We start from the raw sequence: 12,269 nt of genomic DNA on the forward strand, positions 1-12,269 counted from the left end.
CAGAACGTGGGTTACTTTTGCAGCAAATTAGCGTAACGTTCGTGTTCCTCCGCGACAACAGACTCATCTAGCTTCTGGAATACTGGAGCTGGTTTTGCCACGGCTTGCCCCACCCGTACCGGATGCCTTTCCCACGTTGGGGCGTTGCGGTAGTCTCCGGTAATAATCGGGTAAGTGCGGTCGCTCCCGTCCTCATTCTTCACGTCTAAATCGACGACTTCTTCAATACGGGGAAGAGGAGCCACGTCCCCAGCCCCACCCAGGACCTTGTCGATAGCGTTTGCTGAGGTCGGCAAGAATGGCGACATCATCAGGTTCAAATCTGTCACCACCTGAGCCAGGACATGCAAAATCGTTCCCAGCCGGTCGCGCTGTGACTCGTCTTTCAGCTTGAAGGGCTCCGTGGTGGTGACGTAGCGATTAGCCTCCCCCACCAGGCGCATAATCTCAGCTAGTGCAGCCTTTTGATGATGGCTTTCGATGAGGTCACCCACAGTTTCAAATCCAGCATTGACAGCATCCAAAAGCGCCTGATCCTCAGCCGTGAAATCTCCAGCTGGGGGAATTTCTCCAAATTTCTTGGCGATCATGGAAGCGGTGCGGTTGACCAAGTTGCCCCAGGCAGCCACCAACTCAGAGTTCGTACGGCGCACAAACTCGCTCCAGGTAAAATCAGAATCCTGATTCTCTGGTCCCGCCGCGGAGATAAAATACCGCAACGCATCGACTTGGTAGCGAGACAGCATGTCACGCACATAAATCACAATTCCACGCGAGGAGGCAAACTTCTTGCCTTCCATGGTCAAAAACTCTGAGGAAACGACCTCGGTAGGCAAGTTTAGGACACCCAAATCGCCAGGTTTCCCGCCGAAGTCTCCACGTCCGTTGTAGCCCAGCATTTCGGCAGGCCAAATCTGGGAGTGAAACACAATGTTGTCTTTGCCCATAAAGTAATAAGACAGGGATTCGGGGTTATTCCACCACTGACGCCAACCCTCTGGGGACTGGCCAAACCGGCGCGCCCACTCGATAGAAGCTGAGAGATAGCCAATTACCGCATCAAACCAGACATAGAGTCGCTTGGGCTGATCCTCCCATCCGGGAATAGGGATGCCCCAGTCAATGTCACGGGTCATGGCTCGCGGCTTAATGTCCTTTAGGAAGTTCTTGGAGAACTTGATGACATTAGGTCGCCAATTGCCGTTCTTTTCACGGTCGTCGAGCCACTCGTTCAAGGCGCGGGCGAGAGCCGGTAAATCTAAAAAGTAGTGGTCAGTTTCCACGAATTCTGGAGTCTCACCATTAATCTTGGAGCGCGGACGAATCAGGTCGGTGGGGTCGAGCTGGTTGCCACAGGCATCACATTGATCCCCTCGGGCTCCTTCTGCCCCACAGATGGGACAAGTCCCTTCTATGTAGCGGTCGGGAAGGGTTCGTCCGGTGGAAGGCGAAATCGCACCACGAGTGGTCTGCACCTTCATATAACCGTTATCCCGCACCACTTTGAACATGGCACGAACAGTGTCATAGTGATTGCCCGTAGTGGTACGAGTAAACAAATCATAAGACAAACCCAGCTGGCACAAATCCTCCACGATCGCCCGATTGTTTCGGTTCGCCAATTCTCGCGGAGTCAGTCCGGCAGCCTCGGCAGCAACCAGAATTGGCGTGCCGTGCTCATCCGTGCCGGACACCATCAGCACGTCATGCCCCCGCATCCGCATATAGCGGGAAAAAACATCCGAGGGAATTCCAAAACCAGCAACATGTCCAATGTGACGCGGGCCATTAGCGTAGGGCCAAGCGACGGCAGAAAGTATATGTGTCATGACACTATCCTAACGCCGCCGGTAAGTTCCCTAAATCCAATACGCCCACTTCGTGTTGGGATTATTCAGCCACATCCGCCATCCGTAGTGATCTTCGGGCATGGGCATCCCCGTCCAGATGGGGAAGAAGAACACCGCTGCTGAGAAAATGAACACCAAAATCATCAGGGCAGTGATGAATTCACCTCGTGAAACCTGGCTCAGAGCCGGCACCAGATTGTATCGTCCGGTCCAGTTTTTGTCTTTGGTGATTCTCCAAGCCCCCATCAGCAAGCCCAACAGGTATATCACTGCCATAATCATGAAGGGAGAGATAACCACCGTGTAAAAAGTAAATATGGTGCGATTTGAATACACCAACCAAGGCAACCAAGTGGCCATATATCCAGTAAAAATCAGTCCCGCGCGCCAGTCGAGGAATCCAAAAGCCGCGATGATAATCAGGAAGAACGCCACAAAACCGACCCACCACAGAATCGGGTTGCCCAAAGAATTGACCGCCGCAATGCATCTGCTCGATCCACAATCTCCCGGTACTTCTTGGTAATAAAACGAAGTCGGACGCAACTGCAAAAGCCAACCCCACGGATTAGCCATGTAGGGGTGGGTAGCATCCAGATTGGTATGGAAAACGAAAATTTGGCGATGATAATCGAGCCAATCCGCAACCAAACCGCGATTGGTGTGCCCCCACGCTTGCGAATGAGTGAACCAGCCAATCCAAGAAGCCACGTAAGTGAGGAAAGCAATCGGTACCAGGTTTACAAAGGCGGGAATTCCTCCAGTTAAGACAGACGATCCAATCCACCTTGGCTCGGTACTCCACCGGGCGGATAATTCCCGCAAAAATACAAAAATCCCAAAGACTGCTAGGACATAGAGACCCGACCATTTCACGCTCATCGCCAAACCAAACGCGATGCCTGCCGCAAACAGCCAAGGACGCCACCAACAGCTCGGTCCCCACGCGAGAGAAAAATTGGAAAAAACCGAGGTGCTGCCGGAACCGGTAGACGGGCGTGAGCTACCTCGTGAATTCGCCGCGGTCGCATTTTTTGCACGACGAAATCGTTGCCGCAGCTGTTCAGTACGCCGGGTCGCATCGACACTGGCAAGGGCGGCTATGAGCCGAGGACGATAACTGAGTTGATCGCGAACGACGCACAGCACCCCCAGAAGGATAAACATTTCCAGGATAATGTCCAGGATGGCGGTGCGTGACAGAGTGATTTGCACCCCGTCCAACCCCATCAGAACCGAGGCAAGAGTGGCCATCCTCGCGTTGCCAAACAGCTCCCACACGATGCGGCCCACCAGGTAGACCGCTACCGCTCCCGCTATACAGACCGCGATACGCCACCCGAACGGTTGATTGCCAAACAGCTTAATTCCCAACCCAATCAACCATTTTCCCACGGTGGGATGCACCACGAAAGCACCTTCTAGCGGAGTTTTGAAGCTTCCGGTGAGGAAAGTGGAATCATAGTCTTTGGGCCATTGCACTTCGTAGCCGCGTTTAATCAATCCATAAGCATCTTTGACATAGTACGTCTCGTCAAAAACCAAAGTTTTGATGGCATCTAGGCGCACCACCCGAGTCAAAAACACCAGAATGGATACCACCAGAGGTCCCAACCAACCCCAGAGATATTCTCGATCCCCACGCTCGGGTCGGGTTTGGAAAGCGTTTCCCACATAGGTCAGTCGGTTCCTCCTCGGACGTGGCGGCAAAACCCGGCTGGACGCGGAAGTGTTTCTGTAATCCGGGGTGGCAGGTCGAGGTGGGATATTCACAACCCCAGTTTAATGGAAGAATAGAACCGTGAGCATGGATTATCCCCCGGTGTTTGAGGAAGTGAACCTGGTTTTGGCAGGGACTCCGATTGGAAATGTCGGGGACAGCTCACCACGTTTACGCGAGGCACTTCGCGACGCTGAGGTCGTGGCTTGCGAAGATACCCGCCGAACCCGAGATTTGGCTCACCGCTTGCGGGTTGAAATGTCTGCCCGACTGCTGGCTTATCACGAACATAACGAAGCCACAATGACTTCGGAATTATTGAACTTAGCCCGCGACGGCAAGCAAGTCCTGCAAGTCTCAGATGCGGGAATGCCGGGAATTTCAGATCCCGGATTTCGGCTGGGTCACGCTGCCGGGAACGCCGGAATACCGTTTACGGTTCTCCCCGGACCATCTGCACCGCTACTCGCTTTAGTAGGGTCGGGTTTGCCTACAGATTCCTTTACTTTTGTGGGTTTTTTACCACGTAAGTTCGCCGCTTTATACCATACGTTACAATCTCTCTCCGCTCGTAACGAGTCCCTGATTTTCTTAGAGTCGCCACGCCGAACCGTTGAGACACTGGACGCTATGGTCCAGGTTTTCGGCGCCAATCGACCGGCTGTGGTAGCGCGAGAACTGACGAAAACACACGAAGAATTTATCCGAGGCACCCTAGAATCTGTGCATTCCGAGTTATGTTCCCGACTTGAGGTTTTAGGTGAAATCGTTATCGTCGTCCAAGGCGCAACCGCCGGGAACGAATCTGCGGATTCAACCCTGCATCTCGATAAGCTGGAACAGCTGGTACAGAATGGGGTGAAGGCAAAAACAGCCGCCAAGCTCATTGCGACCTGGTTCGGAGGCTCTGCGAATGAACTTTTTTCCTCGTACCTTGAGGGGAAAAATGGCTAAGCCCAGACTCCAGGTATGACGGTCGCACAACGGGGGCACTGCCCGGATTCTCCAACTGTGTTTTGAGACACATCGAACCAATCCCGCGCAATGAGCAGATCTCCGCACCCGGGACAAAACGTACTTCCCCCCTCACGGTCGCGCACGTTGCCGGTATAGACAAACCGAACCCCCTCCCCGCACGCGATTTCCCGTGCCCGCTGCAACGTTGTTGCTGGAGTCCGGGGCACATTCCGCATCTTCCAGTCGGGATGAAAAGCCGAGAAATGCAGGGGAACGTCCGGTCCAACATTTTCGACTATCCACTTCGAGAGGTTCCGAATTTCCCCGTCAGAATCGTTGTGACCGGGGATGAGCAACGTGGTCAGTTCCACCCAGCACTTGGTTTCGTTGCAAACATAAGCAATAGTTTCCAACACGTCTCGCAAATGCGCACCGGTGAGGCGCCAATAGAAATCTTCTGTAAACCCCTTTAAATCGAGGTTCGCTCCGTCCATTACGGCATACATCTCCCGTCGCGGTTCGGCGCAAATGTATCCAGCACTCACCGCTATCGTCCGCAACTTCTCAGCGTGGCAGGCTCTCGCAGTATCTATGGCATATTCCGCAAAAATCGTGGGATCGTTATAGGTGAAAGCAACTGATTTCGCCCTGTACCGCAGCGCTAAATCCGCGATTTCACCCGGACTAACGCTGGTGGTTAAACGGTCATTTTCTCGAGCCTTGGAAATATCCCAATTTTGGCAAAACCGACAGTTCAGATTGCATCCGGCGGTTCCAAAAGACAGTACTTGAGTGCCGGGCAGGAAATGATACAGCGGTTTTTTCTCGACGGGATCAAGCCCAAAACCGGAACAGCGCCCATAGGTATCGAGTACCATTTCTCGATTTCGAGCCAAACGGGTATAGCAAAAGCCGCGTTGCCCTTCTCGCAACGTGCAAGCGCGTGGACATAAGCCACAGCGAATCCTGCCGTCCTCGCGCCAGGTCCACCACTTTGCGACCCGCCCTCGACATTGTGCACCGATAGTTTTCGATACATCTCCCATAAATCAACCTTAGACTGAAACCATGAAAATTTTTGCGCACCGCGGACTAAACCGAAAAGCACCAGAAAACACCCTGTCAGCATTCCGCCTGGCTCACGAAGCCGGGGTGGAATGGATAGAAACTGACGTTGACATTCTGGGGGACGGCACCGCTGTCATCCTCCACGATTCCACCTTAGATCGCACTACCGACCGCTGCGGTTCAATATATGACCTGACAGTTGCAGATCTCGACCAGATTTCCGCGGGAGCAAAATTTGGTGACAGCACCAGTTACCGCCATGAGAGGATTCCCCTCCTCACTGACCTTTTGACCTTCCTGAAAGAAAGCCATATGAAATGCAATCTGGAAGTGAAATCTAACGAGGCTGGGGGCGCTATGTCTCGCCGCTTGGTTGACACAGTTTTACGTGAAATCCAGGATGTCAGCCCCACGGAGCTGCTCATTAGCTCGTTTAATCACGTATTTCTGTACCAGATTCATCAGCAACGTCCTGACTTGCAACTAGCGTGCCTGTTCACCAAAGAATGTCTGTGGGAAGACGCAGTTAGCCGCTGTGAACAGGTCGGCGCCACCGCGATTCATCCCGAGGACTCCGGTCTAACCATTGAAATTACGAAACGTCTCCAAGATGCGGGACTGCAGATAAACGTGTGGACCGTCAACGACCCCACCCGTGCGCGAGAACTCGCCAGTTGGGGAGTCGATGGAATTTTTACGGACATTGCTGACGAAATGCGCGCGTCTCTAGGAGACTGAACACACTGAGTTACTTTTTGCGAGGTCAAGCTCCCAGCAAATCTGCCAAAGCAGTCAAGCACGGGGAAGCTCCACCCTCGATACGCAAATCCGCTGCGCGATCGTACATGGTGCGACCCCGATTGATGATTGCCAGTGGGGCTCCTTTGGCTAGTCCTGCCTGCATCACGTACGAGGCTGTCCCCACCACCAGCGAAGAACCTACCACCAGCACTACGTCTGCCGCTGCCGCTGCCGCATAAGCCCTGGACATCACCTCCGCAGGAAGTAACTGTCCGAAAAACACGACAGCTGGTTTGAGTAGCCCTCCGCATCGCTCACAAGGCACAGTCTGGAACGTACAGGACTCGGCAGCTTTCCGGTCTGCCACTGCCAGAATAGCAACGTGGGCAGGGTCCAAATCAAGAGGATAGTCCGGATTGGCCTCGGTGAGTCGCTCGTGCAGCGGTTGTCTAGCGGTAACTTCCCCACAATCCACGCATTCCACTCGCACAAAAGAACCGTGCATCTCATAGACTTCTTGGCACCCAGCTTTCAAATCCAAGCCATCAACATTTTGAGTCGCGATGCCGGTCAGCAGCCCGGCACGTTCCAGTCTTGCTTGCGCAAGATGCGCTGGAGCGGGATCAAGGGACAACATGGTTTGCCAGGTTTGGTGATTACGTGCCCAGACCCAACGCTGCCACACCGGGTCACTGACGAATTGGTCATATTCAACCGAGGGTATCTCAGTGTTACCTTTACCGCGATAATCGGGAATTCCCGTGTCGGTGGACATGCCAGCCCCAGTGACCAGCACGGTCTTTTTCCCTCTCATCCATCCCGCCAGAGTCTCTAGCTGTTGCATCGTGGCGTCGTCGAGAGTTTCCATGGTTTAAGTCTACGACTGTTTTTCCTGCCCGCACTGGAAAGTAATCAGTGGCGTTCCATTTCTCGACAAGCACACGAAAATTAGTATTTGCAACGGTTAAATGCGGGAACCCTGCCGTACGGCAGGGTTCCCGCGAAAGGATTGTAATCAGAGATTAGCGAACGCTCGGAGCGGAGTAGGCAGTTGCATAAGCAGTATTCAGCTTAGCGATTGCCGCGTCGCATTCTGCAACGGTGGCTTTAGCCTTGAACCAAACACGCACAGCCTTAGTGATTTCTTTATTCAAAGTTTGGTAGGTGCGGAAGTTCTTGTGGGTCAAGATTTCTTTGTCGCGAGCCACGCGGGTGTTCCAGATAGCCTTGTTCAACAGGTCCTTCACGTAGATGGTTGCGGTATCGGTGGACTTCAAGTCACGGTAGGTAGAGACACGCTCGTAAGTAGCGCGCAGGTCGCTGATAGAGTCGTTCAGCTGGTACACGGTCGCACCGATATTTGCCACCCGCATAATAGCGCGAGTCACGGAGAAGCCGAGCTCTACGTGAGCTTTCTGAATCTTGTAACGCAGATTATTAGCGGACTTATCAACAGTCAGACCAATCTCAACAATGAGGTGGGTACGAGCCATAATCAAATCCGGGTTTGCCAGGGTCTGGTAGCCTCCTGCGACCACGGCGAGGGACTGGGTCAGCTCCGTAGCAGTTGCGAAGAGCTTATCGAATTCTTTAGACCAATCAGCCTTCGGTTCCTCAGACTGAATTTCCTTGAGGGTCTCTACGGCAGCGTTAATATCGTCAATAGCGCTCTGAGCCTCGGAAGGAGTAAGCTCAGTGGAACGTTCTGCGGTAACAGGAGCCGGGGTCTCCTCTGTGGCAGCGCTTTCGGCAGCCTCTTCCTCTGCTGGCTCAGTGGTCTCTGCATCCTCAGCTTGGTCAGCTGCTTCAACCTCGTCGCTCTGCGGGGCAGCTGCGGCAACAGCATCAGCAGCGGGTTCGGTCACATCAACGGTTGAAACTTCATTGGCAGGAACTTCGTCATCAGCCAACGCCGGCAAAATCGTCATACCTGGGATAGCAATCGCAGCGGCTACAGCCAGAGTAACAAACTTCTTGTTCATGAAAATGATTCCCTTCAAAATCAAGTTACATAGTGGTTTCTGCAACCTGCTTAGCGACCTTGCATGCATCAGTTGTTTCAACCTTTGACACATTAACTATAAACACTCTGGATGTAAACTGAAAATTACCTGAGTCTATGTTCGAAGAATGAGACTATCAAAAAGGCTCTACCTTGCTATTTGCACCCATGTTTGCTCGGTGTGACATTCTCGTCTTCAGCTTAATCTCTGAATTTTTCCTGTAAGAAATGAACCGCCGACTAAATCGACTCACATGTGCTGGTATTACGAGAGGTGTATTGTGAGGTTGGTCGGGTTTGTGGGTTGGTGTGGTGTTTAAATGGTTTCGCCCCCAAAATGTTTGGGGGCGAAACGGTTTTTTCAAGTTTTAGTGCGGCGGTTTCCTACTCTCCCACACACCGGCGTGTGCAGTACCATCGGCGCGGGCAGGCTTAGCTTCCGGGTTCGGGATGGGACCGGGCGTTTCCCTGCTGCTATGACCGCCGCCACAATCGTGGACTCTAGTCACTAACCATATTCAGTTAGCAAACCCATGAACACAAGCCGCGATACATAACTGTTAGTACCGGGCTGGTTGGTTCTTATTTGTATAGTGGTCGCGAATACCTGAACGCAAAAGTCTTTCTGCTCTACTCGTTTCATTGTTTGTTCCACGTTATCGGTGGGACTGTGTATGTTGTTGTTATCGGCCGATTAGTACCGGTAAGCTCCACACCTCACGGTGCTTCCACGCCCGGCCTATCAACCCCGTAGTCTACAGGGGGCCTCACGACAAAAGTCACGGAGTCCTAGTCTTGGAGCAGGCTTCCCGCTTAGATGCTTTCAGCGGTTATCCCTCCCGAACGTAGCAAACCAGCCATGCTCTTGGCAGAACAACTGGCACACCAGAGGTTCGTCCGTCCCGGTCCTCTCGTACTAGGGACAGGCCTCCTCAAAACTCCAACGCACGCAGCGGATAGGGACCGAACTGTCTCACGACGTTCTGAACCCAGCTCGCGTACCGCTTTAATGGGCGAACAGCCCAACCCTTGGGACCAACTCCAGCCCCAGGATGCGACGAGCCGACATCGAGGTGCCAAACCATGCCGTCGATATGGACTCTTGGGCAAGATCAGCCTGTTATCCCCGGGGTACCTTTTATCCGTTGAGCGACCACGCTTCCTCAAGCCATGGCCGGATCACTAGTTCCTACTTTCGTACCTGCTCGACCTGTCAGTCTCACAGTCAAGCTCTCTTGTGCACTTACACTCAACACCTGATTGCCAACCAGGCTGAGAGAACCTTTGAGCGCCTCCGTTACCGTTTAGGAGGCAACCGCCCCAGTTAAACTACCCACCAGGCACTGTCCCTAACCCCGATCAGGGGTCAAAGTTAGGAACCCACTTACAACAGAGTGGTATTTCAACAACGACTCCACCAACACTAGCGTGCCAGCTTCACAGTCTCCCACCTATCCTACACAATCGCAAGCGAGCACCAATACCAAGCTATAGTAAAGGTCCCGGGGTCTTTCCGTCCTGCTGCGCGAAACGAGCATCTTTACTCGTAATGCAATTTCACCGGGCTCACGGTCGAGACAGTAGGGAAGTCGTTACGCCATTCGTGCAGGTCGGAACTTACCCGACAAGGAATTTCGCTACCTTAGGATGGTTATAGTTACCACCGCCGTTTACTGGGGCTTAAATTCACCGCTTCGCCAAAGCTAACAGTTCCTCTTAACCTTCCAGCACCGGGCAGGCGTCAGTGCATATACAGCGCCTCACGGCTTAGCATGCACCTGTGTTTTTGATAAACAGTCGCGTCCCTCTTGCTATTGCAACCACCACCAGCTCCACACCGTAAAGACGCTTCACCAGGATGGTCCCCCTTCTCCCAAAGTTACGGGGGCATTTTGCCGAGTTCCTTAACCATGATTAACCCGTCCGCTTTAGTATTCTCTACCTGACTACCAGTGTCGGTTTAGGGTACGGGCGGCTAAAACCTAGCGTCGAGGCTTTTCTCGACAGTACAGGATCACTGAACTTCAACCAAACGGTCTCACCATCAAGTCTCACCCAAACAGCCCCCGGATTTACCTAGGAACCAGGCCACACTCTTAGACGCGCCAAGCCATAAGACACGCGCCAGCTACCTCTCTGCGTCACCCCTGTTAACACGCTTGACTACTAAAACACGGGACCCCAAGACCATCAAACCCCACACACCCGAAAGCATACAGGACCAACAGCATCGGTTAGCACATGTCCCCTCGTCATGGACGGTCCTTCGCCGGTACCGGAATATCAACCGGTTATCCATCGACTACGCCTGACGGCCTCGCCTTAGGACCCGACTCACCCAGGGCGGACAAACCTAGCCCTGGAACCCTTAGTCATCCAGCGGGAAAGATTCTCACTTTCCACTCGCTACTCATGCCTGCATTCTCACTCCCACCAAATCCACCCGAGATCACTCCCGGACTTCAACTCTGGCAGGACGCTCCCCTACCCAACAACACCACTAACACACATACCATGTGCCGTGCAAAATGCTGATGCCGCGACTTCGGCGGTACGCTTAAGCCCCGCTACATTATCGGCGCGGAACCACTTGACCAGTGAGCTATTACGCACTCTTTCAAGGATGGCTGCTTCTAAGCCAACCTCCTGGTTGTCTACGCGACTCCACATCCTTTCCCACTCAGCGCACGCTTAGGGGCCTTAGTCGACGATCTGGGCTGTTTCCCTTTTGACAATGGAGCTTATCCCCCACAGTCTCACTGCCACGCTTAACTTGAACGGCATTCGGAGTTTGGCAGACCTCAGTAACCAAAACGGCCCATTAGTCAACCAGTAGCTCTACCACCACCAAGAAACACGCAACGCTGCACCTAAATGCATTTCGGGGAGAACCAGCTATCACGGAGTTTGATTAGCCTTTCACCCCTACACTCAGCTCATCCCCCCGGTTTTCAACCCAGGTGGGTTCGGTCCTCCACACGCTTCTACACGTGCTTCAACCTGGCCAAGCGTAGATCACCCCGCTTCGGGTCTACATCATGCGACTCCACGCCCTATTCAGACTCGGAATTTCCCTACGGCTACCCCACACAGGTTAACCTCGCCACACAACATAACTCGCAGGCTCATTCTTCAATAGGCACGCCATCACCCCACAAGGCTCTGACGGATTGTAAGCGCCCGATTTCAGGTACTATTTCACTCCCCTCCCGGGGTACTTTTCACCATTCCCTCACGGTACTATCCACTATCGGTCACCAGGAAGTATTCAGGCTTACAAAGAGGTCTTTGCAGATTCAAGACAGATTACACGAGTCCGCCCCTACTCGGGGACACGCACCAACCCAGCACCATGCCAAACATCTACGGGGCTATCACCCTCTCCGGCCTGCCATCCCAGACAGTTCAACTAAACACAACACAAAGGCCCCGCTCCAATACGGAAAGCAGCATACGCCCCCACAACACCCAACAAGCAACGCCCGTACGCTATCACACTCATTAGGTTTAGCCATCCTCCGCTTTCGCTCGCCACTACTCACGGAATATCTTCTCCTGTAGGTACTAAGATGTTTCACTTCCCCACGTTCCCCCCGCACCCCTATCAATTCAGAATACGGTGACAAGCCACAAAACTTGCCGGGTCTCCCCATTCAGGCACCCTCGGATCAAAGCCCGCTCGACGACTCCCCGAGGCATATCGCAGTCCACCACGCCTTTCATCGGCCCCTGGTACCAAGGCATCCACCGAACGCCCAAAAAAACAACAAACCAAACACGGTCTCACCAGAAGAACAAACTAAAACAAGACAAAAAAACTTGCATCACAGATACTCGCACCACTATACAAATAACAACCAACCAACCAAACCACACCACATAACCAAAACAGCCATGCCAATGCAGCCAGCCAGGCCCATAAGCCCAAAAC

7 protein-coding genes and 2 rRNA genes are annotated in these 12,269 nt (G+C 53.1%); 2 read left to right on the top strand and 7 right to left on the bottom strand.

What is annotated here, in order from left to right; all coding sequences use genetic code 11:
- Positions 1-11 precede the first annotated feature (11 nt).
- Positions 12-1,829, bottom strand: a complete 1,818-nt coding sequence (gene metG, locus HMPREF0573_RS02285) for a methionine--tRNA ligase (protein ID WP_041797889.1) — start codon at positions 1,827-1,829, stop codon at positions 12-14.
- Positions 1,830-1,859: 30 nt separating this feature from the next.
- Complete coding sequence (locus HMPREF0573_RS02290; protein ID WP_013188774.1) at positions 1,860-3,524, bottom strand: dolichyl-phosphate-mannose--protein mannosyltransferase; 1,665 nt, start codon at positions 3,522-3,524, stop codon at positions 1,860-1,862.
- Positions 3,525-3,657: 133 nt separating this feature from the next.
- Between HMPREF0573_RS02290 and rsmI the strand changes: the two genes are divergently transcribed.
- Positions 3,658-4,524, top strand: coding sequence for a 16S rRNA (cytidine(1402)-2'-O)-methyltransferase (gene rsmI / locus HMPREF0573_RS02295; RefSeq protein WP_013188775.1), 867 nt, complete (start codon positions 3,658-3,660; stop codon positions 4,522-4,524).
- Here the strand turns inward: rsmI and amrS are convergent.
- Positions 4,521-5,573 carry an AmmeMemoRadiSam system radical SAM enzyme gene (gene amrS, locus HMPREF0573_RS02300; RefSeq protein ID WP_004008472.1) on the bottom strand — a complete coding sequence of 351 codons (1,053 nt, stop codon included), beginning with the start codon at positions 5,571-5,573 and terminating at the stop codon, positions 4,521-4,523. The two genes, rsmI and amrS, sit on opposite strands and share 4 nt — an antisense overlap.
- A gap of 22 nt (positions 5,574-5,595) precedes the next feature.
- Between amrS and HMPREF0573_RS02305 the strand changes: the two genes are divergently transcribed.
- Positions 5,596-6,333: a glycerophosphoryl diester phosphodiesterase gene (locus HMPREF0573_RS02305; protein WP_004008473.1), complete on the top strand. Its 738-nt coding sequence runs from the start codon at positions 5,596-5,598 to the stop codon at positions 6,331-6,333.
- Between the two features lie 25 nt (positions 6,334-6,358).
- On the opposite strand, the gene HMPREF0573_RS02310 is transcribed toward HMPREF0573_RS02305, so the two are convergent.
- The 4 genes from HMPREF0573_RS02310 to HMPREF0573_RS02325 form a co-directional block, all read right to left on the bottom strand.
- Positions 6,359-7,204 (bottom strand): Sir2 family NAD-dependent protein deacetylase, encoded by an 846-nt coding sequence (locus HMPREF0573_RS02310; protein WP_004008474.1) that lies wholly within the window; start codon positions 7,202-7,204, stop codon positions 6,359-6,361.
- Between the two features lie 154 nt (positions 7,205-7,358).
- Positions 7,359-8,318 carry a CAMP factor family pore-forming toxin gene (locus HMPREF0573_RS02315; protein ID WP_004008475.1) on the bottom strand — a complete coding sequence of 320 codons (960 nt, stop codon included), beginning with the start codon at positions 8,316-8,318 and terminating at the stop codon, positions 7,359-7,361.
- Positions 8,319-8,709: 391 nt separating this feature from the next.
- Positions 8,710-8,826 (bottom strand): 5S ribosomal RNA (gene rrf, locus HMPREF0573_RS02320).
- Between the two features lie 186 nt (positions 8,827-9,012).
- Positions 9,013-12,109 (bottom strand): 23S ribosomal RNA (locus HMPREF0573_RS02325).
- Between the last annotated feature and the right edge of the window lie 160 nt (positions 12,110-12,269).

The organism is Mobiluncus curtisii ATCC 43063 (genome assembly GCF_000196535.1).
In the GTDB taxonomy this organism is placed as follows: Bacteria; Actinomycetota; Actinomycetes; order Actinomycetales; family Actinomycetaceae; genus Mobiluncus; species Mobiluncus curtisii.